At 71.6% G+C, this 25,365-nt stretch carries 21 protein-coding genes; 11 read left to right on the top strand and 10 right to left on the bottom strand.

What is annotated here, in order from left to right:
* Positions 1–138: 138 nt before the first annotated feature.
* Positions 139–498 (bottom strand): VOC family protein, encoded by a 360-nt coding sequence (locus OG410_RS17675; RefSeq protein ID WP_328669481.1) that lies wholly within the window; start codon positions 496–498, stop codon positions 139–141.
* A 104-nt stretch (positions 499–602) separates the two neighbouring features.
* Between OG410_RS17675 and OG410_RS17670 the strand changes: the two genes are divergently transcribed.
* The gene (locus tag OG410_RS17670) at positions 603–1,262 is read left to right on the top strand and encodes a CGNR zinc finger domain-containing protein (protein WP_329300055.1); all 660 of its coding nucleotides are present in this window, start codon (positions 603–605) and stop codon (positions 1,260–1,262) included.
* Between the two features lie 243 nt (positions 1,263–1,505).
* Here OG410_RS17670 and OG410_RS17665 read toward each other — a convergent pair whose 3' ends face one another.
* Complete coding sequence (locus OG410_RS17665; protein WP_329300054.1) at positions 1,506–2,849, bottom strand: UDP-glucose dehydrogenase family protein; 1,344 nt, start codon at positions 2,847–2,849, stop codon at positions 1,506–1,508.
* A gap of 191 nt (positions 2,850–3,040) precedes the next feature.
* On the opposite strand from OG410_RS17665, the gene OG410_RS17660 reads away from it, so the two are divergent.
* Positions 3,041–4,198 (top strand): acyl-CoA dehydrogenase, encoded by a 1,158-nt coding sequence (locus tag OG410_RS17660; protein WP_329300053.1) that lies wholly within the window; start codon positions 3,041–3,043, stop codon positions 4,196–4,198.
* A gap of 147 nt (positions 4,199–4,345) precedes the next feature.
* On the opposite strand, the gene OG410_RS17655 is transcribed toward OG410_RS17660, so the two are convergent.
* Positions 4,346–5,038 carry a tellurium resistance protein gene (locus tag OG410_RS17655; RefSeq protein WP_329300052.1) on the bottom strand — a complete coding sequence of 231 codons (693 nt, stop codon included), beginning with the start codon at positions 5,036–5,038 and terminating at the stop codon, positions 4,346–4,348.
* A 202-nt stretch (positions 5,039–5,240) separates the two neighbouring features.
* Between OG410_RS17655 and OG410_RS17650 the strand changes: the two genes are divergently transcribed.
* Genes OG410_RS17650 through OG410_RS17630 form a run of 5 tightly spaced genes read left to right on the top strand, consistent with a single transcriptional unit; the run spans position 5,241 to position 10,062 of the window.
* Positions 5,241–6,620 carry a methyl-accepting chemotaxis protein gene (locus tag OG410_RS17650; protein WP_329300051.1) on the top strand — a complete coding sequence of 460 codons (1,380 nt, stop codon included), beginning with the start codon at positions 5,241–5,243 and terminating at the stop codon, positions 6,618–6,620.
* The gene (locus tag OG410_RS17645; RefSeq protein WP_329300050.1) at positions 6,617–7,090 is read left to right on the top strand and encodes a hypothetical protein; all 474 of its coding nucleotides are present in this window, start codon (positions 6,617–6,619) and stop codon (positions 7,088–7,090) included. The genes OG410_RS17650 and OG410_RS17645 overlap by 4 nt, the downstream gene beginning before the upstream one ends.
* A gap of 17 nt (positions 7,091–7,107) precedes the next feature.
* Positions 7,108–7,773 carry a vWA domain-containing protein gene (locus OG410_RS17640; RefSeq protein WP_329300049.1) on the top strand — a complete coding sequence of 222 codons (666 nt, stop codon included), beginning with the start codon at positions 7,108–7,110 and terminating at the stop codon, positions 7,771–7,773.
* Between the two features lie 10 nt (positions 7,774–7,783).
* Positions 7,784–9,109, top strand: a complete 1,326-nt coding sequence (locus OG410_RS17635; RefSeq protein WP_329300048.1) for a PP2C family serine/threonine-protein phosphatase — start codon at positions 7,784–7,786, stop codon at positions 9,107–9,109.
* Entirely contained in the window at positions 9,106–10,062 is a 957-nt protein-coding gene (locus OG410_RS17630) for a hypothetical protein (RefSeq protein WP_329300047.1), read from the top strand. Before OG410_RS17635 ends, OG410_RS17630 begins: the two co-directional genes overlap by 4 nt.
* Before the next feature lie 134 nt (positions 10,063–10,196).
* Here the strand turns inward: OG410_RS17630 and OG410_RS17625 are convergent, their stop codons facing one another.
* The gene (locus OG410_RS17625; protein ID WP_329300045.1) at positions 10,197–11,495 is read right to left on the bottom strand and encodes an LCP family protein; all 1,299 of its coding nucleotides are present in this window, start codon (positions 11,493–11,495) and stop codon (positions 10,197–10,199) included.
* 118 nt (positions 11,496–11,613) lie between these two features.
* On the opposite strand from OG410_RS17625, the gene OG410_RS17620 reads away from it, so the two are divergent.
* The gene (locus OG410_RS17620; RefSeq protein WP_326787373.1) at positions 11,614–12,162 is read left to right on the top strand and encodes an acyl-CoA thioesterase; all 549 of its coding nucleotides are present in this window, start codon (positions 11,614–11,616) and stop codon (positions 12,160–12,162) included.
* A 29-nt stretch (positions 12,163–12,191) separates the two neighbouring features.
* Here OG410_RS17620 and OG410_RS17615 read toward each other — a convergent pair whose 3' ends face one another.
* The gene (locus OG410_RS17615; RefSeq protein WP_443063764.1) at positions 12,192–13,685 is read right to left on the bottom strand and encodes an LCP family protein; all 1,494 of its coding nucleotides are present in this window, start codon (positions 13,683–13,685) and stop codon (positions 12,192–12,194) included.
* A 174-nt stretch (positions 13,686–13,859) separates the two neighbouring features.
* On the opposite strand from OG410_RS17615, the gene OG410_RS17610 reads away from it, so the two are divergent.
* On the top strand, positions 13,860–14,891 hold the full coding sequence (locus tag OG410_RS17610; protein ID WP_329300042.1) for a glycosyltransferase family 2 protein: 1,032 nt from the start codon (positions 13,860–13,862) through the stop codon (positions 14,889–14,891).
* 82 nt (positions 14,892–14,973) lie between these two features.
* On the opposite strand, the gene OG410_RS17605 is transcribed toward OG410_RS17610, so the two are convergent.
* The 4 genes from OG410_RS17605 to OG410_RS17590 all read right to left on the bottom strand — a co-directional run bounded on the left by OG410_RS17605 (position 14,974) and on the right by OG410_RS17590 (position 21,043).
* Positions 14,974–16,689, bottom strand: a complete 1,716-nt coding sequence (locus tag OG410_RS17605) for an LCP family protein (protein ID WP_329300041.1) — start codon at positions 16,687–16,689, stop codon at positions 14,974–14,976.
* Between the two features lie 119 nt (positions 16,690–16,808).
* Positions 16,809–18,575, bottom strand: a complete 1,767-nt coding sequence (locus OG410_RS17600) for an LCP family protein (protein ID WP_329300040.1) — start codon at positions 18,573–18,575, stop codon at positions 16,809–16,811.
* 247 nt (positions 18,576–18,822) lie between these two features.
* Complete coding sequence (locus tag OG410_RS17595; protein ID WP_443063763.1) at positions 18,823–20,091, bottom strand: LCP family protein; 1,269 nt, start codon at positions 20,089–20,091, stop codon at positions 18,823–18,825.
* 196 nt (positions 20,092–20,287) lie between these two features.
* The gene (locus OG410_RS17590; protein ID WP_329300038.1) at positions 20,288–21,043 is read right to left on the bottom strand and encodes a TIGR03089 family protein; all 756 of its coding nucleotides are present in this window, start codon (positions 21,041–21,043) and stop codon (positions 20,288–20,290) included.
* A 128-nt stretch (positions 21,044–21,171) separates the two neighbouring features.
* On the opposite strand from OG410_RS17590, the gene OG410_RS17585 reads away from it, so the two are divergent.
* Positions 21,172–22,569: a peptidoglycan recognition protein family protein gene (locus tag OG410_RS17585; RefSeq protein WP_329300037.1), complete on the top strand. Its 1,398-nt coding sequence runs from the start codon at positions 21,172–21,174 to the stop codon at positions 22,567–22,569.
* 195 nt (positions 22,570–22,764) lie between these two features.
* Positions 22,765–23,847 carry an NDP-sugar synthase gene (locus tag OG410_RS17580; protein WP_329300036.1) on the top strand — a complete coding sequence of 361 codons (1,083 nt, stop codon included), beginning with the start codon at positions 22,765–22,767 and terminating at the stop codon, positions 23,845–23,847.
* Positions 23,848–24,133: 286 nt separating this feature from the next.
* Here the strand turns inward: OG410_RS17580 and OG410_RS17575 are convergent, their stop codons facing one another.
* Positions 24,134–25,159 carry a DNA-3-methyladenine glycosylase family protein gene (locus OG410_RS17575; protein WP_329300035.1) on the bottom strand — a complete coding sequence of 342 codons (1,026 nt, stop codon included), beginning with the start codon at positions 25,157–25,159 and terminating at the stop codon, positions 24,134–24,136.
* Positions 25,160–25,365 lie beyond the last annotated feature (206 nt).

Genomic DNA, 25,365 nt, shown 5'->3' with positions numbered 1-25,365 from the left:
GCCGGCTCGGTGACCGGCGGCTGCCGGGCGGCCGAAGGCCCGCCGCCCCCGGCTCACCGGTCGCTGAGCCACAGGCATCGCCGACCGCCCCCTCCGCGAGGATCGCCGGCCCGGACGGCCGGCCGCCGTCGGACGCGTTCAGCAGGCGCAGAGGCAGAACGGGTGCCCGGCCGGGTCGGCGTACACCCGGAACGAACGCGCCCTGTCCTCGGTGTCCAGCGGCGTCGCGCCGAGCGCCAGCACGCCCTTCTCCGCCACGTCCAGGTCCTCGACGGCCAGGTCCAGATGGAACTGCTGCGAGCCGTCGGGCGAGGGCCAGCGCGGCGGTACGTACGCGGGTGACCCCTGGAACGCCAGCTTCCGTCCGCCGGGCACCTCCAGGTCGACCCAGTCGGTCTCCTCCGTGATGGTGCCGCCCAGCACCCCCGCGTAGAACTCGGCGAGCGCGAGCGGGTCGGGACAGTCCAGGACGACGACGTCCAGTTCGGCAAGAGCCATGACTTCCTCCGTGGGATCTCCAGCAGCACCGACGGGTTACCCGTGAACCTGCTCAAGGGGTAACGGTTACTCCATGCTCCCGCACAGGAGGTAACGTCGCAAGCATGAATGACCGAGCGTCCGCGCCCGGCGGTCTGGCCCTGGTCCAGACCCTGGTGAACACCCTGGACATCGAGTCGGGCGCCGACTCCCTGGACACGCCCGAGGGGCTGGCGCGCTTCGGCCTCGCGGCGGACGAGGCGGCGGGGGCCCGCGAGCTGCGCGAGTCGCTGCGGGTGGTGTGCCTGGCGCACGCGGGGCATCCGGCACACCGGAGAGTGACCCCGCTCGGGGAGCTCCTCGCCCGCGCGCCCCTGGTGGTGACGCTGGACGAGGACGGAGGCGCCGCGCGCCTGGTCCCCGCCGCCGGGGGAACCTCCACCTCCCCGGCCCCCGGCCCGGCCGCCCAGGCGCCCCTGGCCCACCGTGTCGCCGCCGCGATCGCCGAGTCGCTGATCGAGGGCACCTGGCCACGACTGAAGGCCTGTGAGGCCCCGACCTGCCATTGGGTGTACTTCGACCGCTCGCCCGCGGGCCGTGGCCGCTGGTGCTCGATGGCGGTGTGCGGGGCGCGCGCCAAGATGCGCCGCTACCGCGCCAAGCGGCCCGCGGCCGCCGGAGATCCTGCGGGCGGCGGGGCCGGGAGCCGGACGCAGTCCGGCGGTCTCCGGTCACCGCACAGCGAAGTGGTGCAGAATGCAACCGGCGCCGGTCCGGCCGACTGAGCCTCGGCCGGACCGGCGTCCTGCGCGGACCGGCATGCCGCGTCACGGCCCCGGGCCCTTGCCCGGCACTGCCCGGTCTCCTGCGCCACGGCCCCCGGCCTTCGCCCTGCCCGGAGCCCGGACCTGGAGCCTGTCCGGCCTTGGTCCCGCCCGGAGCCCGGACCCAGAGCCCGGACCCGGGGCCTGGGAGCCGGCCCGGAGCCGGAACCCGCGCCCCGAGCGGCGTCCGCCCCCGTCAGGGGCTCAGGCGGTGGGCCGCCCCATCGCCCGGTACGTCCAGCCGGCCCGGCGCCACGTCTCCGGGTCCAGCGCGTTCCGCCCGTCCAGCAGCACCCGGGACGTCGCCGCCTCGCCCAGTACGGCCGGGTCCAGCTCGCGGAACTCGCGCCACTCCGTCAGGTGCAGCACGACATCGGCACCCCGTACGGCCTCCACGGCGGAGCGGGCGTACCCGAGCGTCGGGAACAGCCGCTTGGCGTTCTCCATGCCCTTCGGGTCGTACACGGTGACCTGGCCGCCCTGGAGGTGTATCTGCCCGGCGACGTTCAGCGCCGGGGAGTCGCGCACGTCGTCCGAGTCCGGCTTGAAGGTGGCGCCGAGCACGGCGACCCGCTTGCCGAGGAACGAACCGCCACCGAGCGCGTCCCGGGCCATCTCCACCATCTGCCCGCGGCGCCGCATGTTGATGGAGTCGATCTCGCGCAGGAAGGTCAGCGCCTGGTCGGCGCCCAGCTCGCCGGCGCGCGCCATGAAGGCGCGGATGTCCTTGGGCAGACAGCCGCCGCCGAAGCCGATCCCGGCCCGCAGGAACTTCTTCCCGATCCGCTCGTCGTGTCCTATCGCCTCGGCCAGCTTGGCGACATCGCCGCCGGCGGCCTCGCAGACCTCGGCCATCGCGTTGATGAAGGAGATCTTGGTGGCGAGGAAGGAGTTCGCGGACGTCTTCACCAGCTCGGCGGTGGGGAAGTCGGTCACGACGAACGGCGTGCCCTCGGCGACCGGCGTCACGTAGACCTCGCGCAGCAGCTTCTCGGAGCGCTCGCCGCGCACGCCCACCACGATCCGGTCGGGGTGCAGCGTGTCGTTCACGGCGAAGCCCTCGCGCAGGAACTCCGGGTTCCAGGCCAGCTCGGCGCTCTCGCCCGCGGGTGCGAGCTCGGCGAGCCGTGCGGCCAGCCGCTCCGCCGAGCCGACCGGCACGGTGGACTTGCCGACGACGAGCGCGGGACCGTGCAGATGCGGGGCCAGCGACTCGAAGGCCGCGTCGACGTACGACATGTCGCAGGCGTACTCGCCGTGCTTCTGGGGCGTGTTCACGCACACGAAGTGGACGTCGCCGAAGGCGCCGACCTCGGCCCAGTCCATGGTGAAGCGGAGCCGGCCCGTGGAGCCCTCGATCCCGGCCACGTGCTTGCGCAGCAGCTCCTCGAGACCGGGCTCGAACATCGGGACCTCGCCCCGCTGGAGCATCTCGATCTTCTCCGGCACCACATCGAGCCCGAGGACCTCGAAGCCGAGCTCGGCCATGGCCGCGGCGTGGGTGGCGCCGAGGTAGCCGGTGCCGATCACGGTGATCTTGAGGGCCATGGATGCTCCTGAGGTGTGCGGCGCGTAGGTGCGCGCCTGAGCATAGTCGGGGCTTCGGGGAGCGCTTTCACCGGCGGTTTTACCCCTGTCGCCAAGGTCACGTATCCGTCTTGCGGGCAGACCCTTAAAATTTGTGTTACTTAACGGTAGTTAGCGCCGCCAGCACAGCACCTTTTGGAGCGTGAGAGACCTTGGCCGGATCGGCTGATTTCGACCTGTACCGCCCGTCCGAGGAGCACGACATGCTCCGGGACGCGATCCGCGCGCTGGCCGAGGCGAAAATCGCGCCGTACGCCGCCGCTGTGGACGAGGAAGCCCGCTTCCCGCAGGAGGCGCTGGACGCCCTGGTAGCCAACGACCTGCACGCCGTGCACGTCCCCGAGGAGTACGGCGGCGCGGGCGCCGACGCCCTCGCGACGGTCATCGTGATCGAGGAGGTGGCCCGCGTCTGCGTGTCCTCCTCCCTGATCCCCGCGGTGAACAAGCTGGGCTCGCTGCCGGTGATCCTCTCCGGCTCCGAGGAACTGAAGAAGAAGTACATGAGCCCGCTCGCCAAGGGCGACGGGATGTTCTCGTACTGCCTCTCCGAGCCGGACGCCGGTTCGGACGCGGCCGGCATGAAGACGCGGGCCGTCCGCGACGGCGACTTCTGGGTCCTGAACGGCGTGAAGCGCTGGATCACCAACGCGGGCGTCTCCGAGTACTACACGGTCATGGCGGTGACCGACCCGACGAAGCGTTCCAAGGGCATCAGCGCGTTCGTCGTCGAGAAGTCCGACGAGGGTGTCTCCTTCGGCGCCCCGGAGCGCAAGCTCGGCATCAAGGGCAGCCCGACCCGAGAGGTCTACCTCGACAACGTGCGCATTCCCGCCGACCGCATGATCGGCGAGGAGGGCACCGGCTTCGCGACCGCCATGAAGACCCTGGACCACACCCGCGTCACCATCGCGGCCCAGGCCCTCGGTGTCGCCCAGGGTGCCCTCGACTACGCCAAGGGCTACGTCAAGGAGCGCAAGCAGTTCGGCAAGCCGATCGCCGACTTCCAGGGCGTCCAGTTCATGCTCGCGGACATGGCCATGAAGATCGAGGCCGCCCGCCAGCTCACGTACGCGGCCGCCGCCAAGTCGGAGCGCGGCGACAAGGACCTCACCTTCCAGGGCGCCGCCGCCAAGTGCTTCGCCTCGGACGTCGCCATGGAGGTCACCACGGACGCCGTCCAGCTCCTCGGCGGCTACGGCTACACCCGCGACTACCCGGTCGAGCGCATGATGCGCGACGCGAAGATCACGCAGATTTATGAAGGCACGAACCAGGTCCAGCGGATCGTCATGGCGAGGAACCTGCCGTAGTAAGCCCCCGTCGGCACCGGATCGCGGATCGCGGATCGCGGATTGCTGATCGGTGATCGGTGATCGCCGAGGGGCGGCAGAGGTGAGAGGCACCCGGTGTGCCTCTCACCTTTCGCGTTTCCGGGGGTCGGGTCCGGTCGGGTCGGGTCAGTCCTTCCGCATACGGACCCAGGTCAGGCCGAACCCGTAGGCGCTGTCCATCTGCTCCTGGACCGAGCGCCGGAGGGTGCCGGTGAACCAGCGGACCTCGCGGCTCACCGTGAGGCCGCCCTCGGCGGGTGTGGCCAGGGCGATGGCGCAGCCCGTAGCGCCCTCGGGGGAGTCGTCGAGGGCGATACGGAAGCCGCCGGACGGGGCGGTCACGGTGGCCGTGGCGCCCAGGCTCCGGAAATCCACGGCGCCGCTGTACACGTAGACGTGGAAGAGCAGCTGCCGGAAGAGTTCGCGCCGCTCCAGGTCCACCCGGACCGTCTCCCCGTCCGAGGACGCCCCGGTACGGTCGTCCTGGTCGAGTTCCATGTACGGCCACCGCGTCAGCGAGCCGAAGGTGTTCCCCAGCGGCTGTACGGCCGCGCAGGTGCCGTCCGTGAACGCGGCCATGCAGCCGAGGTCGAGGTCGGCCCCGGTCCCCGGCGGCCGGTTGAGGTTCACCTGAAGGACTCCGCGTCCCGTGATGCGGGCCTGCGGCGTCGACCTGGTCAGCATCGTCTCGGCCCGCGTGGCGGGAAGCCGCGGCGCTTCACGGGCCGCGGGGGCCGCGCGCTGCGTGCCGGTTCCGGGCCGGGCGCCGGGCGCGGGCCTCAGGCGGATGGTCGCCCGTGGACGTTCGTCGTTGCTCAACTTTTCCCCCTCGCGCCGCCGTCCGGGAGAGTGGCGGGTGTCGCGAGTTTATGCGCGGAGCGTGTCCGTTGGAGTACTCTCTGTGGCCTCGGTCGCGCGTCTGGTGCGTGTGAACCGGCGGGGGTGCGGCGGCACATGACACGGGTGGGGATCCACGGCGCCGTCAACGCGCCCCCGCGTCCGTCGTGTTGTGGGGGTGGGCATGCCGTCAGGCGCCCTGATGGACCGTCATGTGATCGCGCAGAGCATCGAGGAACTCGCGGAGCGGCCGGCGCTCGGCACCCGGAAGGAAGAACTGACCGCGCTCGCGGCGGCACTTCGGAAGCAGGACGCCCACGAACTGGACCCGTGGTCCGAACTCGATCTCCTCACCGCCTACGCCCGCCCCGAGAGCCTCCGGGCGGCCGGTGCGCGGGGCGGGGACCACCCGCTCTGGTCCTACGCCGAGGGCGTGCTGGGCGCGCTGGTCTTCGTGCCGCTGATGCTCACCTGGTTCGGACTGACCCGGGCGTCGAGCGCGTACGGGGCGCTGACGGGAGCGGATCCGAGGGCCGCCTCCCGGCCCTTCCTCCAGCTGTGGCAGTCCGGTTTCGAGGGGCACCTCACCGGCGCCTTCACGTTCGGCCATGTGGCGATGAGCGCCACCGTCGCCATCGCGCTGCTCTTCGCGCTGGTGCTCGTGCACGGTCTGCGGCGGTCCGCCGTCGCCCGCCGGGAGGAGGACGCCGACCGCGGCCGCGAGGAGCTGATGGCGGCGCTCGTCCCGGCGCTGACCCGCGCCCAGCTCGTGCTGAACAGGCAGCGGTCGAGTTCCCCGCAGCGCTTCGCCGCCGAGCTCACCGAGGCCGCCGCGACGCTCAAGCGGCTGGGCGACAAGGCGGTCCGGGTCCAGAAGGACCTGACGTCGGCTGCCTCGGCCGTCGGCGACGCGGTGCAGGGCGCCGAACGCAGGCTGGCCGGGGTCGACACCTCCGTCAAGCCCCTGGAGATCGCGGTGGGTCGCGTCGAGGCCGCCGTCAGCGAGGGCGGAGCGCAGGTCCGCAAGGCGCTCGACGACGTCCGCGACGCGAGCGGTGAGGTGCGGCTCGCCGTGCAGGGCGCCGGTGACCGCGTCGAGGACTCCGTCACCGTGCTGGCCGCGTCCCAGCGGGCCTACACCACCGGCATCGAGGTGACGTCGGACATCTCGGCCCAACTCCTGGGCCGGTTCGGCGAGGTGGCGGAGGGTACGGCCCTCGCGGTCGAGGAGTCCCAGCACGCGGTGCGCGAACTGAACGCCCAGAGCGGCGCGTTGCGGGCAGTCGCCGACGAGTTCGCCCGGCTGGTGGCCGAGTTGCGGGCGGACCGTCAGGTGCCCGCCGGCTCTCCGGAGCGGGCGGACGGGGGCGGCCGAGAGGACCGGGGCGGCCGAGGGGGCTGGGCCGGGTGGGCGGACAAGACCGATAAGGCCGACCGGGCCGACGGTCCTGCCGACCGGGCCGGCCCTCCCGCCGGTGACCCGGGCCGGCCGGGCCCCCGGCACCCCGATCCCCGTCGTGAGCCCCCGCAGTCGCCTCCCACGTCCCTGACCGAGGCCCGATGAGGCGCGGGGGAAGGTTCCAGCCGCTGCACATGGCGGGCTGGCTGTTCGCGGACATGCTCCTCGTTCTCGCCCTGGTGGCCATGGGGGACCGGGGCGACCCGCAGGCCGCCGACAAGCGCCCCGCCCCCGCGTCCGCCGCCGCAGGGAAGAAGGCCCGGCACACCGGACCGAGGGCGGTGGTCCGCACACCGGTCAGGGTGGCCGTCGACGCGCAGGCCGGCGACGGCGAGGGCATCGTGCGGGCACTGCGTAGCGCGACCTCGCGCTACCGGGGACGGCAGGCCGCCTTCGTGCTGACCTTCGGACGCCACACCGACCCGGGCGCGGGAGGCCGCTACGCCCACGAGGTCAACGCCCTGCTGGAGAGGGCCCGTCCGGACATGTTCCGCGCCGCCACCACCCGCGACTTCTGGAAGGGCGGAGCCTCCCCGGGCCACGCCGACATCGAGATCTACTTCTACACGTACTGACCCGGAGGTACGAGACCTTGCAGATCCTGCCCTTCTACCTGCTCTGCGACGAGTCCGGGTCGATGATCGGCGAGCCGATCGACGCCATCAACGGCGCGCTCCCGGACCTGCACCACGAGATCAGCACCAACCCGACCGTCGCCGACAAGACGCGCTTCTGCCTGATCGGCTTCTCCGACACCGCCACCGTGCTCCAGCCGCTCGCCGACCTCAGCGGCATCGACTCGGTCCCCGCGCTCGCCGCGGGCGGGCTCACCTCGTACGGCGACGCCTTCCGCACCCTGCTGCGCTGTGTCGAGGCCGATGTGGCGGGACTGAAGGCGGAGGGCCACGAGGTGTACCGCCCCGTGGTCTTCTTCCTCTCGGACGGCATTCCCACCGACCCGGACTGGGACCAGGCGTACAAGGAGGTCACCCAGTCACGGTTCTGCCCGAAGATCATCGCCTTCGGCATCGGTGAGGCACAGGAGTCGACGATCGCCCAGGTCGCGAACTTCCGGGCGTTCATGCAGAAGGACTCCTCGGTGTCACCGGCGCAGGCGCTGCGCGAGTTCGCCTCCAGCCTCACCCGGTCGATCGTCCGGTCCGCCGAGGGCATCGCCGCGAACGGCGGCAACGGATTCACCCTGGCCGTGGACGACACCGTGCCCGGCTTCTCCATCGTCTCTCTCGACAAGCTGTGAGGTCGCACCGATGGAGAACGACATGAACGCCGCCGGACGGTCCCGGACGGGCCCGCGGCATCCCGACACGCACAGGCCCGACCTGCGCGAGCCCGATCTGCGCGAGCCCGACACGCGCCATCCCGACCTGCGTCAGCCCGAAGCGTGGCAGCCGGACCCGGGACATCCGGACCCGGGACATCCGGAGGGGTGTCAGCACGACCTGCGGCGGGCGGAGTTCAGCTGGCCGGACGCGCGGGAGCCCGACCCGCTGGACGAGACCTGGCAGAGCGTCGACCTGTTCTTCAACGACCAGCCGGAGCCCGGGGCGCCCGCCGCGGTGCCCGGGACGTCCACGGCGCAGCCCGCCGGGCCGACCCCCCTGTCCTACGGGCCGGCCCCGGGGCCCTCGCCGACGGCCGACGGGCCCGGCGCGCGGACCGGATCCGTCCCGGTGCTCGGCGCGCCGTTCCACTCCGGCCCCAAGCCCCCGCTGTACGCCCCGGAGCCCCGCGAGATTCCCTCGGTCCGGGAGGACCCGACCGCGGCGCTGACGCCCGACACGGTGGTGGACGGCGCCGGATACGGCCCTCTGACCGTGCGGGCGGCGTCGGTGCGCGGCGACTCGCACCGCTATCAGGGCGAGCCGCGCCAGGACTCCCTGGCCGTGGTGCGCCTCGGGGTCCCCGGCCCGGACGGGCTGCTGCTGCTCGCGGTGGCGGACGGCGTGGGATCGGCGGCCCGCTCGCACGTCGGCTCCCAGGAGGCCTGCCGGCTGGCCGCGATGGAGCTGGACGCCGTGTCCGCGGAGCTCGCGGAAACCGTGCGCGCGGGCGACCGGCCGGGGTTCGCCGCACTGGTGGACACCGCCGTGGGCCGGGTCGCGACCCTGCTCGCGCACCGCGCCCGCGAACACGGCGACGACCCCGCCGCGTACGCCACCACCCTGCGCGCCCTGCTCGTCCCGCTCGATCCCCGGGTGCGCGCCCGCGGCTTCCTGGCCGTCGGTGACGGCGGCACGGCGCTGCTGCGCGCCGGGGAGTGGAACCTGTCCCTCACGGACCCCGAGCACGACGGCGACGGAATGATCGACACCCGCACCGCCGCCCTGCCGCACGCGCACCGCGCCCGCGCCCTGCTCCTCGCCCCGGCCCTGCCCGGTGACGTCCTCGTGCTGTGCACGGACGGCCTGTCCACACCGCTCGCCGGTGACGCGGGGATGCGGGACTTCCTGAGGTCCGGATGGGGCCGGGGGACCGCGCCGGCACCGGCCGACTTCCTGTGGCAGCTCCAGTACCGGGTGAAGTCGTACGACGACGACCGCACCGCCGTCGTCCTGTGGGAGGCCGGGCCGTGAGCACCGACGACGGCGCCGACGTGACGCTCGGCTCGCTCACCCTCGGCGTGCGCGTCGGCGACGGCGGCCAGGGCGAGGTGTACGACGTCGTCGGTCCCGGCCGGCTGCTGTACAAGAGCTATCGCGAGCCGGGGAAGGTCGACGCCGGTCGGCTGGCGGCGCTCGTGGCCCTGCGCCAGGGGCTCGCCCCGGCCGACCGGGAGCGCCTGGACCGGGAGACGGCGTGGCCGCAGTGCCGGGTCATGGACGGCGGCAGGGCGACCGGCTTCCTGATGCGCCGGGCGCCGGACTCCATGACCTGGCCGACCTCGCGCGGCGAGACCCGGCTGACCGACCTGTCCTATCTGCTCCGGCCGCCGAAGGCGGCCTGGCAGGCCGTCGCGCAGCCGTCGCCGGCCGAGCGGTTCGCGCTGCTCGTCGCCTTCCTCGGGCTCTTCCGGTGGCTGCACACCCTGGGGCTGGTCGTCGGTGACGTGTCCCACGCGAACGTGCTGTGGACCGTCCGGCCCGCACCCGCCCCGTATCTCCTGGACTGCGACGGCGTCCGCATGGCCGGGCGGCCCCCGGTCCTGGAACAGGCGGACACCCCCGACTGGCACGACCCGCTGGCCGCCGCCGGCAGCGCCACGGTGGACAGCGACCGCTACAAGGCGGCTCTGGTGGTGGGCCGTGTCGTGAGCCAGGACGCGTACGTGACGCCCGGCAAGCCCCTGAAGCCGCTGTCCGGCGTGCTCGACGACCGGCGGGCCGACGCGGTCCGTGACCTCTGGGAGGAGGCGTCGGGTCCGCGTGGCACCCGCCCCCACCTCGCCCAGTGGTGCACCGCTCTCGCGGGTCGCGACACCATCCGTCTCATGGCCGCGGAACCGGCCCCGAGGCCCGTGGTCGACCGCTCGAAGTTCGACGGCCCGCGCACCCGCGGCAGTATCACCCTGCGCTCTCTACGCAATTGACCCACCGTCACCGTCGCGAGGCGGTGGTGTCGGTGGGTCAAGGGGACCGGCGACCTCGTGCGATGCCGGGCCGGGTCGACGGCGGCGGCGGTCCTGAACGGGTCAGGCCGCCGTCAACGCCGTTCGGTGACGGGTCAGTTGCCTGTCACCGTGACCTTCTCGTCGTTCTTGAGCTCGTCCACCAGTGTCTTGACCTTCGCCTTGTCCCAGACGAGGTTGCCGCCGCTGGAACCGGAGATCGGCATGTTCATGGACGTGCCGTCGCCGCTGGTGACGCCCTTCATGGCCCAGAACATGTCGGCCAGGTCCCACAGGCTCATGTCCTTGTCGACGACCAGCGAGTCCAGGCCCGCACCCATCGTCGGGTAGAGCTTGAACGGGTTCAGGACCGTCGAGGGGGTAGCGACCTGGTGGGCCAGGGCGGCCAGGAACTTCTGCTGGTTCTTGGTGCGCTGGAGGTCCGAGGCGGCGAAGGCGTGCCGGGTACGGACGAAGGCGAGGGCCTGCTCGCCGTTCAGCGTCTGCTTGCCCGCCTTGAAGTCGGCGCCGGAGTACTTGTCCTTGAAGCCCTGGTCGAGCGTCATCTCGACGCCGCCGACCGCGTCGACGATGCCCGCGAACCCGGCGAAGCCGATCTCCACGTAGTGGTCGATGTGCAGGCCGGTGTTGTACTCGATGGTCCTGACCAGAAGGGTGGGACCGTCGAACGCATAGGCCGCGTTCAGCTTGTTCGTGCCCAGCGGGCCCTTGATCTTGCCGGACTCGGACCCCTGGAACTTCGGGATCGTGACGTTCGAGTCGCGCGGGAGCGAGAGCAGCGTGGAGCCGTTGCTGCCCGTGTGCAGGATCATCATCGAGTCCGTGCGCTTGCCCTCGGCGGAGCCGGTGTGCAGCTTCTTCTTCTCCTCGGCGGACATGCCTGCGCGGCTGTCGGAACCGACGATCAGATAGTTCGTTCCCTCGCCGGTCTCCGGCCGGTCTATGACCTTGGAGAGATCCACGTCTCGGTGGAGCTTGGAGTCGGCCCAGAAGTACGTTCCGACGGAGACCACGACCAGCGCGGTGACCAGCGTGATCGCGGTCCACTTGATCCGGCGCCGCCAGTTCGGCGCGGGGCGCCGGGGGTAGGCGTCACCGCCGCCGGGGCCCTGCGGACCGCCGGGCCCGTTGCCGTACACGTGGCCGGTGTTGTAGCCGGAGTCGTACCCGTTGTCGTGGCCCTGGCCCTCGTCGTGGCCCTGGCCGTCGACGTACGAGGGCTGCCGGGGCACCCCTGCGCCGTACGGCGGCGCGCCCTGGCCCGGTGCGGGTGCGGCGGGCCCACGGCGGACCTGGCGCATGACGCGGGCGCTCTCAGGCTGTGCGCCTGCGCTGCCGCGTCCGTAGCGGTTGCTGCGGTTGTCGTCGGACCACCCGTCGGGCCAATCATTCATGCCGACCAGTGTGCCGCTCTCCACCAGGCGCCTTACAAGAGAGCAGGGAGATCTGGGTCACGCCTGTTGCAGACCTGATGCAAAGAGACCGCCATGCGCCCGGCATAAGGTGGAGGACATGACAGACCAGGCCCCCAACCCGGAAAACGACATCCCGGGCAAGCCGACCTCCGCGTCCCGCACCACCCTCAGCCACATCATGACCCACAACGACACGAACCTTCTGGGGTCGGTGCACGGTGGCGTGATCATGAAGCTCGTCGACGACGCGGCGGGCGCCGTGGCGGGGCGGCACTCCGGCGGGCCCGCCGTCACCGCCTCGATGGACGAGATGGCCTTCCTCGAACCCGTTCGCGTGGGTGACCTGGTCCATGTGAAGGCCCAGGTCAACTGGACCGGACGGACCTCGATGGAGGTCGGTGTGCGGGTCCTGGCCGAGCGCTGGAACGAGTCCACCCCGCCTCAGCAGGTCGGTTCGGCCTATCTCGTGTTCGCCGCCGTCGACGGCGACGGCAAGCCCCGCCGGGTGCCACCGGTCATCACCGAGACCGAGCGTGACGAGCGCCGCTTCCAGGAGGCGCAGATCCGCCGCACGCACCGGCTGGCCCGCCGCCGCGCGATCATGGAACTCCGCGAGAAGCGAGCGGCGGAAGGCCTCGACGAGTAGGGCCTGCCGTTCGGATCACGCGTCCCGGGTCAGGGACACACCACCTGGTCTCCCGTGACCACCCCGGACTCGCCCTGAGCGGGATCGTCGGCCCGTACCCGCGTCACCCGCTTGAAGTCCGCACCGGCGATCACCTTCAACAGCGGGCCCTGCCCGCGGACCGCGCGCAGCTCGGCACCGGGCAGCGCGGCCGCGAGGGATTTCGCCGAGCGGTCCCAGCGGGGGTCGTACGCGACGACGGTGCGCCGGACCGTGGGGTCGTGGGCCGTCGTGGGACGGCCCGTCGTGCGGAAGCCGGTGGCGGCGAGCGCGCCGTCGACCCGCTTGCCGAGACCCGTCGTGGAGGTTCCGTTCTCGATCTGGACCCGGATCCGCTGCGGGGCCACCGCGACCGGGACGGCCCTCGGCCGCGGCGCCCGGGGCGCCGCGAGCGGCTTGTCCTCGCGCAGTTCCTGGAACAGCTTCCTCGCCTTCGGCTCGTCCCACTTCAGGGTCGAGCCGATGCCCTTGACGGCATAGGCCATCTGTCCGATCGGCACGGTCGTGAACTCGGACGAGGACGGGGAGAAGTTCCGCATCGCCCGGCCCAGGTCCAGCAGCTCGTCCGTGCCGAACCCCTTGTCGGCCCGCACCGAGCCCAGCACCGCCCGTGTCACGTCCCGGAACCTCATCGGGTTCAGCAGTACCCCGGACGACGTGGCCTGGGAGACGAGAGAGGCCAGGAAGCGCTGCTGGCGCTTCATCCGGCCGAGGTCGGAGGAGCCGTCGGTGTGCCGGGACCGTACGTACTGAAGGGCCTGTCCGCCGCCCAGCACATGCGGGCCGGCCGCCAGGTCGAGGCCGGTGTACCGGTCCTTCAGCGGCTGCGCGGTGCAGATACGGACGCCGCCGAGTACGTCGACGGTCTTCATGAAGCTGGTGAAGTCGACCTCCATATAGTGGTCGATCTTCACGTGGGTCATGTTCTCGACGGTCCGCACGGTCAGGGTCGGGCCGCCCTCCGCGTACGCCGCGTTCAGCTTGAGGGGGTGGGGGGCGTGCCGTCTGCCGGTGACCTCGTCGGTGTGCGCGGGCGCCTCGGCGTAGGAGTCGCGCGGCAGGCTGACGATGCTGGCGCGCTCCCGGTCCTCCGAGATGTGCACGATCATGACCGTGTCGGTGCAGTGGCAGGGCGCGCCGCCGAGCCGGTACTTCCGCCGCTCCGCCTCGGCGATCTTCTCCCGGCCGTCGGTGCCGACCATCAGCAGATTCATGCCGTGGCCGCCCTCGGGCCGGTTCTTCATGTCCTTGAACGGGTCGACCCGGGCGATGTCCGCGTCCAGGCTGCTCAGCACCGCGTGTCCGATGCCCGCCGAGGCGAGGACCACCACGGAGACGGTGGTCAGCGCCCGCATGGCCCAGCGTGGCCTCCTGCGCCGTACGGGTCGTACGGGCCGTCCGTCGGAGCGCCGGACGGGACGCCGCGCGGGAGACGGCTGCGGGGGGCGCTGAGGGCGGACGGGGGAGCGGGGCGGCGTGGGCAAGGGGGACACCTCCGCGAGGCTGGACGGGGGAGGGAAGCGTTCCGCGGGCCGGACGGAGCCGCGTTCCGCTGGCATGGGGATCCGTGTGCACGGTAGGCCCATACGATCTGCGGCCCGGTCCTTACGCCGGGCGGCGCGCGACCGTGTCCCCCGTTCGCGGTAACGTGAACTCCGATGAGCGAGAAGTCTGACGTGCGGTCCCCCGCCGTTTCTGTGATCATGCCCGTCCTCAACGAGGAGCGGCATCTGCGCGGGGCCGTCCAAGCGATCCTGGCGCAGGAGTACGACGGCGAGATGGAGGTCGTGATCGCCATCGGTCCCTCAACGGACCGGACGGACGAGATCGCGGCCGAACTCGTCCGTGAGGACCCGCGCGTCCACACGGTGCCGAACCCGACCGGGCGCACGCCCGCGGCCCTGAACGCCGCGATCAAGGCGTCCCGGCACCCCGTCGTCGTGCGCGTCGACGGGCACGGCATGCTGTCCCCGAACTACATCGCCACCGCCGTACGGCTCCTGGAGGAGACCGGCGCGCAGAACGTCGGCGGCATCATGCACGCCGAGGGCGAGAACGACTGGGAACACGCCGTCGCCGCCGCCATGACGTCGAAGATCGGCGTGGGCAACGCGGCCTTCCACACGGGAGGCGAGGCGGCCCCGGCCGAGACCGTGTACCTCGGGGTGTTCCGGCGCGAGGCGCTGGAGCGGCAGGGCGGTTACAACGAGGAGTTCATCCGCGCCCAGGACTGGGAGCTGAACTTCCGGATCCGTGAGGCCGGCGGCCTCATCTGGTTCTCCCCCGAGCTGAAGGTCTCGTACCGGCCGAGGCCGTCCGTCAAGGCGCTGGCCAAGCAGTACAAGGACTACGGCCGCTGGCGGCACGTCGTCGCCCGCTACCACGAGGGCTCCATCAACCTGCGCTACCTCGCCCCGCCGACCGCCGTCTGCGCGATCGCGGCGGGCCTGGTCGTCGGCGCGGTGCTGACGCCCTGGGGCCTGATCGTCCCGGCCGGCTATCTCGCCGCCATAGGGCTCGGCTCGCTGCCCGCGGGCAAGGGGCTGCCCGCCAAGGCCCGGCTCCAGATCCCCGTGGCGCTCGCGACGATGCACATGTCGTGGGGCTGGGGCTTCCTGACGAGCCCCAGGTCCCTGGCGAAGAAGGTCATCGCGTCCCGTCGGCCGGCGGTCGTCGGCGCGACCCGCTGAGCCGCCGTCCCTCCCACCGGACATGAGTTGGGCCCCTCTCGACTTCGAGAGGGGCCCAACTGCCGTTCACCGTCGGCCGGTGCTACGACCAGGTGTAGTCCGGGTTGACGTGCATGCAGGCCTTGGTGTCCGAGCCCTTGTCGAGCTTCGCGGACTCGGGCGCCGAGTCGTCGTCCTCGGGTGCCTTGTACGTCGTGCCGTCCCGCCAGTCGGCGCCGACGACGAGCGTGACCCCGGAGACGTCCGCCGACTTCTCCACCGCGTGGGTCGACATCCCGAGGGCTTTGGCGAGCCGCAGGGCGTCACCCTCCAGATCGGCGCTCGGGTAGCGGATCACCGTGGCCGCCTCGGTGGTCACCGTCGACGGGTCGGCCTTCGCCTGCGTGAATCCCTCGCCGACGAGCAGCTCGCTCACCGCGCTCGCGCGTCCGGGCACCGGGGCCAGCGTGCTGGTGCGGGTGCCGTTCTGCACCTGCACGGCGATCTTTTCGTCCGCCGCGGCCGGATCCGAGGAGGTCTTCTCCGCGGTCTTCTTCTTGTCCTTGCCGTCCAGCGCGATGTCCTCGCGCAGCAGCCGCCAGACCTTGTCCGCGTCCGTCGGCTTGGGCAGCACCCGGTTGCCGTCGCTGGAGTACACCCACGGCATCGTGGTCATGGTGATGCGCTTGGTCGGGACCTTCTTCAGCTCTTTGCTGAGGTCGTAGAGCTTGGTGACCGAGCCCAGGCCCTGGTCGACGGTCAGCGCGCTGGTGGCCGTCTCCGCGAGGCCGCGCAGCTTGCCCGGGTTGCTCAGCGTGGTGTTCTCACGGAGCTGGCGCACCATCGAGTTCATGTACTGGTGCTGGGCCTTGGTCCGGCCGATGTCGCTGCCGTCCTCGAAGCCGTACCGCGTGCGCAGCCACTGCAGGGCCTGCTTGCCCTTGACGGACGTCGTGCCCTTCTCGAGCTTGAGTCCGGAGCCGTGACCGGTGGAGGTGTGCGAGTAGATGTTGGCGTCCACACAGACGGGGACGCCGCCGATCGCGTCGGCCATCGACACCACACCCGCGAAGTCGACCATGATGAAGTGGTCGATGTGGATGTCGGTCAGCTTCTCCCAGGTCGCGACCGTGCAGCCGGGGCCGCCGCGGCCCAGTGAGTCGTTCGTCATCGTCGGCGACGTGCTCGCGGCGTAGGTCTTGCCGGTTTCCGGGTCGGTGCAGTTGGGTATTTCGAGCAGGGTGTCGCGCGGCATGCTCACGACCGACATGCTGGTGCGGTCCGCGGACAGGTGCAGCAGCATCTGGACGTCCGCGCGGGCCGGTGTGTCGAAGGTGTCCTTCGCGCCGCCGAGCTTCTGGTTCTCGGTGGAGTTCCGGGCGTCCGAACCGATCAGGAGAATGTTCAGCGGGGTCTGGCCCGCCGCGTTCGGTTTCGACCTCGCGGCGCGGTCCTTCGCGTCGCCGATGTTCAGGTCGTCCTGCTTGAGGTTGCTGTTCAGGTGCCGGTAGTAGAGATAGCCGGCGCCGGCGGTGCCGAGTATCAGGACCGACAGCACCATCGCCGACCAGCGCAGTATTCGGCGTCTGCGCCGGGGGCGGCCCGTGGTCCCGTGCCGTCCGTCGTCGTCCCCGCCGTGCGGATCCTGCCCCTGCGGGCCGGGCGGCCCGGTGCCGTCGTCGTCGGTCTTGGTGCCGACGCCGTCCGCCGTCCGGACGGAGTCGCCGCCCTCCTCGTACATGCTGTCGTCCCAGCCCAGTTCGCCGGCCTGCGGGACACGTGGTCGTGCTCCCTCCCCGCGCACACTGCTTCGCGCCATCTCCCAGCCTCTCCCCACCCTGCGCCTGACAAACGGGTCCGTCGGGCGTCGAGCCGGACGCTTCCACGCCCGGCCGGACGCCGCTCGCGCCCTGTAGGACGCCTGACGGACCCGTTAGGTCACTTCGCGCACACCGTTTTGTCCGCCGTGGACTTCTCCACGTCCGGCGCCTTCGTCGCAGCGGTCAAAGGCACGCCGGCGCCCTTGAAGTCCTTGCCCAGGGTCAGCACGATCGCGGGCAGCCCCTGTGAGTTCTTCTCGCTCTTGCCGGGCTTCATCGCCGAGCCGGACAGCCCCATGAGATCCGCCAGCTTGCGTGCCTGGTCGGCCTGGTCGGGAGAGTACTCCAGGGTCGTCTTGCTCAGCGGTGTGTCGGCGTTGCCCAGCTGGCTGGACTTGAGCACGCCCTCATCATTCTGCAGCCAGTTAAGAGTTTCCTGTGCGGAGCCGGATTCGGCGCCGCCGTTGTAGATGTCGACGCGGATCTCGGAGGCGGCGGAACGGGAGCCCTTGAGGCGGGCGGCCACCGCGGCCTTCTCCTTCTTCTCCTTCTGCTTCACGGCGCTGAAGGAGACGTCGTTCTTGATCGCGTCGAAGACCGCCGGGGCCGTGTTCGGGTTGGGGACAACCGTGGCGTGCACCTTCTCGGCCGGGTTGTCTATCACCGGAACCGTGGTGAAGGTGATGTTCTTCGGCGGCACCTTCTTCAGCTCCAGGGCCATGTCCTTGAGCGTGCTGACGCTGCCGATGCCGGTGTCGACGGTGAGTGCCTTGGTGGCGGCCTCGGCCAGCTTGACCAGCTTGGTCGGGCTGGTGAGGGTGTCGCTGGAGCTCATCTTGCGCATCAGGGAGCCCACGAACTGCTGCTGCACCTTGATGCGGTCGAGGTCGCCCTGGTTGCCGAAGCTGTGCCGGGTGCGCACGAAGGCGAGGGCCTGCTCGCCCTCGATGGTGTGCTTGCCGGCGGAGAGCTTGAGGTGAGAGTCGTCGTCGTCGACGTCCTTGGCGAGACAGACCTCGACACCGCCGACCGCGGTGGTCAGCGTCTTGACGGCGTTGAAGTCGGCCATCATGAAGTGGTCGACCGTGATGCCGGTGACCGCCTTGACCGTGTCCATCGTGCAGCCGGGGTTCCGGCCCTCCTGGCCCAGGCTCGTGTTGAAGCGGACGTTCTCCGAGGGGTCGATGACCTTCTCGGTGCCGTCCTCCTGCTTCGACCTGCACTCGGGGATGTCGACGATCAGGTCGCGCGGGATGCTCATCGCGGTCGCGTTCGTCCGGTCCTTGGAGACGTGCAGCAGGATGTTCGTGTCCGCGTGCCCGACGCTGTTCTTGTCGCCGTATCCCTCGTTGCCGGATCCGGTGCGCTTGTCGGTGCCGATGATGAGGATGTTGAAGGCCTCGTCCTTGCTGAAGCCGTCCTTGGCGGAACCGCCGACGTCCTCGGTCTGGACATTGCCCTCGAGGTGCTTGAGGTAGGCGTACGCGGCGCCCGAGACAGCCACCAGGACCAGCGCCATGGTGCCGCCGGTCCAGAGCACTATCTTCTTCGCCTTCGATTTCTTGGGCGGCCTGTTGCGCCCGCGCCTGCGCCCCGGCAGGGGCTCAGGCGGCTCGCCGCGCCGACGGCGCGGCCCCGGCACGTCGGGGCCGGGCTCCTCACGGTCCCGTCCCGGTGCGTCACGGTCCCGGCCCGGTGCCGCGCGGTCCCGTCCCGGCGCGCTTCGGGTGCGCGTCGCGGAGGGTGAACCCCTCCGCGGTCGCGGCACGCCCGATTGCGCTCCGGAAGGGGGCAGTCGCAGTTCGTATTCACCGGTGTTCGGGTTGAGCACCCACTGGTCTGCGGGGTCGATGTCGTCCGCCCGCCCACGGCCTTGCGCGTCCACGGTTGTCTGAATCCTCCGTCGGGGCCACGCGGCGCCCTTTTCCCCCTCAAAAGGCGCTCGGGTCTCGGTCAAGCAGTGCGCGACCGCCAGGACGGACCTCGTGGCCGGGTGCACCGGATCGCTCACACTATCCGCCCAGTTCAGCGTCCAGCGACGGCCGTGACGAATTCAACGTTCCTACAACCGGGCAATCCGCCCCATTTTCAGAGACTTCTTAGCTCAGCTGTTCCCCGCCTTGGTGTGCGCTTTACCCGCAGGCGTCCTGCGCCGCCGTGTTGCCTCGGAAAGTCGGGGTCGGATCGGGTGTGCCGGAGAGGCGGGCAACCCCTATTGCCATCGACATTCCGTCGCCGTTCGACTCCTCTTCGTAATCGCGCAAGGAGTTTCCGTACAGGCTTACGGAATGCGGTGCCTGGCCCTGGGCGGGTCGCGCCGGCGGTTCCTTCGCGACCACGACGGGCCTGTCCGCGCGCAGCCGCTTGAAGAGCCGGGCCGCCGCGGGCTCCATGAGCTGATCACGGTTGGCGTTGAGGACATAGGACGTCCGGGGCACGGTCAGGAACTGGATGCTGTCCGTGGGGATGTCGCGCAGGCCGCGGACGAGGTCGTACAGGCCGCGCAGGCTCGCCAGCCCCGGGTCGGTGGTCAGCGACGAGGTGGCCGCGTCCAGCACCGGATACAGCTTCGCCGGGTTGAGCAGGACGTCGTCGCTGCGCACCTTGCTGATCAGCGCGCCGAGGAACTTCTGCTGGCGGTCCATCCGGTCGGTGTCGCTGCCGTTGCCGATGCTCTTGCGGGCGCGCACGTAACCGAGCGCCTGCTCGCCGTCGAGGACGACCTTGCCCGCGGGCAGTCTCAGTTTCGCCGCCTTGTCGTCGATCGGCTCGCGCAGGCACACCTCGACGCCGTCCACCGCGTCGACCATGTCCTTGAAGCCGTGGAAGTCCACCACCATGTGGTGGTCGACGCGGATGTTCGTGAGCTTCTCGACGGTCCGGATCGTGCAGGCGGAGCCGCCCACCTCGAAGGCGTAGTTGAACATCGCGAACATGGGGTCGGTGCGGGTCCCGTCGGGGCGCCGGCAGCCCGGCACGTCCACCATCAGGTCGCGGGGCAGCGACATGGCGGTCGCGCTGCGCCGGTTCGCCGCGAGGTGGAGCAGGATCGTGGTGTCGGACCGTTCCGTCCCCGAGTCGCGGCCGTACTTCTTGTTGCCGACCCCCGAGCGCGAGTCGGACCCGATCAGCAGGATGTTCTGCGCGTCGCGCACGAGCGCGGTGGGCCGTTCCCTCTCGTACCGGGCGAGTTCGGCCGCCGTGTCGTTGTCGGCCGTGATGTTCCCGTTCAGCTTCTCGTACGCGGCCCAGCCGACCGCCACGGCGCCCAGGACCACCACGCTCACCCCGGTCGCCGTCCAGCGCAGCCAGCGCCGCCGCCGGCGCCCCGCCCCGGTGGGCGACGCTCCCCGCCCCTGCTCCTCCGGACTTCCGGAGGGAGTGCCCGCGGTGTCGGTCACGTCGGGACCACCACCCCTCATGGCGTACGAACGGGTCCGGCTGTTCCTACGACCATGTCCCGGCGCGGCGGGTGAGGGGGGCCGATGATGGGCCGAACGGGCGACGCCCCGCCGCGGACGCCACCCCACGAGAGCCGCGCCGGGAGACGGACACCCCTTGACGGCCCCTCGTGCCGGCCCGCCCTGTCGGCCCGTCCTATCGGGCCGTCGCGGTCACCCGCTCGCTCTCGATCCGCCGGGCGAGCGCGTCGTCGTCCAGCCCGTCGAGATTGCGGCACAGCACCACGGACCCGCCGGTCGCCAGCGGCGCGTACAGGCCCGCGGCCACGCCCTCCCAGGTGTCGTACGAGAGTGCCGACAGGATGCGTGAACCGGGGCCCGTCAGATCCAGGCCCGGGGCGTCGGCGCGGGCCTGCTCCACGACCTCCGCGCCCGTGTACGCGGCCCCGGCGACGATCAGGGCCCGCTCCTCCGGGTCGACGGGCGCGTACGGCGCGAAGCGGTCGCCCTGGCTCGGGACCTCGACGGCGTAGTCGGCGTATCCCGCGGGCGGCGTCGGGAAGCGGCGGCCGAGCGGCGCGAGCGACAGGGCGACGCGCTCACCGGAACAGGCGAGCCCGGCGTCGAACCGGCCGGGGCCCGCGACGACGTGGTCGGCGGCCGCCGGGTCACCGCCGAGATCCGCGACGACGCCCACCGAGGAACAGGCGAGCAGCCACACCGCCGTCTGCCAGTGCGCGGGCAGCAGCAGCGCGACCCGCTCGCCGGGCTCGGCGGACATCTCGCCCTGGAGCAGGTTGGCGGTCTTGGCCACCCAATTGGCGAAGGTGGCCACGGACAATTCGACCCGTTCGCCCGTCGCGTCGTCGTAGAAGGTCACCAAAGGACGTGCGGGGTCCTCGGAGAGCGCGGATCGCAGCAGGTCGGCAGGGGTGCGGTCGGTGGCTTTCACGCGAGCAAGCGTACGCGGGGACGCCGCGCGGCCCGTGCCGCGCGCACCACCGGTTCGGCGGAGTGCGTCCGACGGTCCGTCAATTCCGCGATGGACAGATATGTATGACTATGTTCAGGATCAGGAGCATGCGTGGATTCCTTGCTTCCTCGGTCGGCGTCACCTGTGCGGCCGCTCTCGCCCTTCCGCTGACCCTGCCCGCCACCCCGGCCAAGGCCGGGCCGTCGACGCTGAGATCGGAGGCCGCCGCCCCCGGCAGCACCCAGTCCCTGCCCCTCGTCCCGCTCAGCCGCAAACGGTCTCTCGGCCCGGCCGCACCGACACAGGGCCTCGCGCGCCGGAACGTACGGCCCTTCTCCCTGGTCGGCGTCGTCTGGGACGACCCGGGCAGTGAGCTGAACGGCCGTGTCCAGGTGCGTACCCGGGCCGCCGGCACCGGCGACTGGTCGGACTGGCAGGACGTCGAGGCCCACAACGACGAGCACGCCGCCGACCCGGACACCGCCGAGAGCGCGTCGAGCCGGGTGCACGGCTCCACCGCTCCCCTGTGGGTCGGGAACTCGGACGGTGTCGAAGTCCGCGTCGAGGCTGAACGGGCGGCGCGGGCGGCGTGGGACGCCGGAGAGGCTTCGGAACCGGAGGACGACGCCGGAGGCGGCCCCGAGGACAGACGCGCGGCCGCGTCGCTGCCGGGCGGCCTGCGCCTCGAACTGGTCGATCCCGGCGGGGGTCCCCCGAGCCGGGACGCCCGGACGGCCGGACGGGCCGGGGGCGTGCCCTCGGGCCTGCGCGCCAAGAGCGCGCACCCGGGCGTGACGGACGGCGGCGGTGCGAAGGCCGGCGTGGTCCCCGCGCTCTCCCGCGAGGAGACCGAGCGCACGTACTTCTCCGACCACACGGCCCAGCGGCGCACGACGCCGTACATCGGCCCGCGCCCCCGCATCATCACGCGGCACGGCTGGGGCGCGAACGAGAATCTGCGCGAGCGCGGCTTCCTCTACACGAAGACGGTCAAGGCGGCCTTCGTGCACCACACGGCGTCGGGCAACAAGTACAGCTGTTCGCAGGTGCCTTCGATCATCCGCAGTATCTACCGCTACCACGTGGTGAGCAGCGGCTGGCGCGACATCGGCTACAACTTCCTCGTCGACAAGTGCGGCAACATCTACGAAGGCCGCGCGGGAGGCGTCGCGAAGGCGGTCATGGGCGCCCACACCCGCGGGTTCAACACGAACAGCATGGGGATCGCCGTGATCGGCACGTTCGGCGCCACGAAGCCGACCGACGCCGCGCTCAAGGCCATCTCCCGGCTGACGGCATGGAAACTCGGTCTGTACGGAGCCAATCCGCGTGGCAAGACATACCTGAAGTCGGCCGGTGGCAATCTCTACCGAAAAGGAAAGAACGTACGACTGAATGTGATCTCCGGCCATCGGGACGGGTTCGCCACGGAGTGCCCCGGACGGCTTCTCTACGGCAAGCTCGGCTCCGCCAGGACGACCGCGGCCCGCTACCAGGGCCGTTAGACCGCCGCACGGCTCCCCGGAGCGGCACGGCCGGCGACGGACCGGCCGGGCCGCGCCGGGGGAGATCACCTGAAGTCACGGCAGAGGCCCGTCGAAGGACACCGCACGGCCATCGAGGGCGCCATCGAACGGTCTGCATACACTGGCCGGCCGAAAGACAGTTCGGCCGGTCCCGGCAGGAAGCAGAGACGACAGGTGACAGAAGCGATCCTCCTGGTCGGCGGCAGAGGCACCCGGCTGCGTCCGCTCACCGTGCGCACACCCAAGCCGATGGTCCCGGCGGCCGGGGTCCCCTTCCTCACGCACCAGCTCGCGCGGGCGCGCGCTGCGGGTGTCGAGCACATCGTGCTGGCGACCTCCTACCTCGCCGAGGTCTTCGAGCCGTACTTCGGTGACGGCTCCTCGCTGGGCCTCCACATCGAGTACGTCACCGAGGAGGAGCCGCTGGGCACCGGCGGCGCCATCCGCAACGTGGCCTCCCGGCTGCACTCGGGCCCCGACGACCCGGTCCTGATCTTCAACGGCGACATCCTCACCGGCCTGGACATCCCGGCGCTGGTGGCGGCCCACGAGACGACGGGCGCGGAGGTCTCCCTGCACCTCACCCGTGTGGAGGACCCGCGCGCGTTCGGCCTGGTCCCCACCGACGCCACCGGGCGCGTCACGGCCTTCCTGGAGAAGCCGCAGACCCCCGAGGAGATCGTCACCGACCAGATCAACGCGGGCGCGTACGTCTTCCGCCGCTCGGTCATCGACACGATCCCCGCGGGCCGCCCGGTCTCGGTCGAGCGCGAGACCTTCCCGGAGCTCCTGGCCACCGGTGCCCACCTCCAGGGCATGGTGGACTCCACCTACTGGCTGGACCTCGGCACCCCGGGGGCCTTCGTCCGCGGCTCCGCCGACCTGGTGCTCGGGCGCGCTCCGTCCCCGGCGGTACCCGGCCGCTGCGGCGACCGTCTGGTCCTGCCCACGGCCACGGTGGCCCCCGACGCCAAGCTCACCGGCGGCACGGTGGTCGGCGAGGGCGCCCGCATCGGCGAGGGCGCCCGGATCACCGGCAGCACGGTCCTGGCCGGCGCGGTCGTCGAGCCCGGCGCCGTCGTCACCGGCTCCTTCGTCGGCGCGGGCGCCCGCATCGGCGAACGCACCATCCTGACCGGCACGGTCATCGGCGACGGCGCGGTCGTCGGCCCCGACAACGAACTCCGCGAGGGAGTCCGCGTCTGGTGCGACGCCCAGATCCCGGCAGCCACGCTCCGCTTCTCCTCGGACCAGTAGATCCCGCACACCCGGCCGGAGGAGCTGACGGACTCAGCCCCTCCGGCACCCTTTGATTCCAGTTCCTCCGGCACCCTTTCGCCCACGCGGGCAGATTTCAGCCCCTCCGGCGTTTGAGGAGCGGGGTCTGGGGCGGAGCCCCAGGTACGGGAAGGGCAGGGGCGGAGGGGGCGAAATCCCGCTTGTGCTCAGGCATGACCGACGGGGGCGGCGCAAGGCGGGCGGAGGCGACGCGGGGCAGCTGGAGACGACGGACACCAGGCCCGCCAGGCCCGGCTAGCCCCGCCTAGAGCAGCCCGATGTCCGCGCGAGGCATCTTCGGCGTACGCCGCGGCGGAGTACGCCCGGCCAGCAGGATCAGCCGAGCGGCCCTATGCCGCTGCCCGGCATAGGGCTCCAGCAGCTCGAGCATGACGGAGTCGTCCGCGTCCCGGTTCCCGGCCAGCGCGTACCCGACGATCCCCGGCAGATGCAGATCCCCCACGGTCACGGAATCGGCCGACCCATGACTGCGCTGCACGACCTCCGCCGACGTCCACGGCCCGACACCGGGCACCAGCTCCAGCCGCCGCCGCGCCTGTACGGGATCGAACCCGACGGCCTCCTCCAGCCGCGCCGCGACCCGTACGGCCCGCAGGATCGTGGCGGCCCGCTTGTCGTCGACCCCGGCCCGGTGCCACTCCCAGGAGGGGATCAGCGCCCAGGTCCGCGGCGCAGGGATGACGTACATCCGCTCGGGAGCGGGCCCCGGCGCGGGTTCCCCGAACTTCCGCACGAGCAGCCGCCACGCCCGGTACGCCTCGTCGGTGGTGACCTTCTGCTCCAGGACGGACGGGATCAGCGACTCCATGACGAGCCCGGTCCGCACCAGCCTCAGACCGGGCCGCCGATGCCGGGCGAGCGCGACCAGCCGGTGCCGCGGCTCGAAGGCCTCAGGGTCGTCGGCGGCGCCGAGCAGGTCGGGGAGCCGGTCGAGCAGCCATTCGGCTCCAGGACCCCAGGCCTCGCCCCGGACGACCCCGCCGCGCGGAGCGACCCGCAGCGTCCCCGGCCCGGCGGGCGTACGGCTGGTCCGCCACACGGAGCCGTCGGGCGTCGTACGGAACGTCGGATCGGCCGGTCCGCGCCGCAGCGGCCCGAGCACGAGCCCGAGGTCCAGCGGCCCGGCGGGTGTCCAGGTGCGGACGCGTCCGGGCCCGGCCGCCTGGCGGGGCACTCCGCCCGGCGCGCCGCCAGGAGTCCCGCCGGGCACCACGACATGCCCGCCGCGCACGGTCGTACGCGTCGGCCGGGGAGCGAAACGTCCAGACACGGATGAGGTCCTAGAGATTCTCGGGCTGTCCTACGAGAGTAGGCGCTCCCCCCACGACACGAGGTCCGGACACCACGGACGAACCCCGCGAACCAGAACCCACGCCCGCCCGGAGCGGCACCCCGGACCGACCGCACCGACCGGACCGGCACCCACGACGGAATCGCACCGGCGCTCACGCCGGAACCAGCCCGCCACCCACGACG

It is taken from the genome of Streptomyces sp. NBC_00659, from assembly GCF_036226925.1.
In the GTDB taxonomy this organism is placed as follows: domain Bacteria; phylum Actinomycetota; class Actinomycetes; order Streptomycetales; family Streptomycetaceae; genus Streptomyces.
Note: the sequence above shows the minus strand (reverse complement) of the source record. Positions and strands in the feature narration are given on the sequence as shown.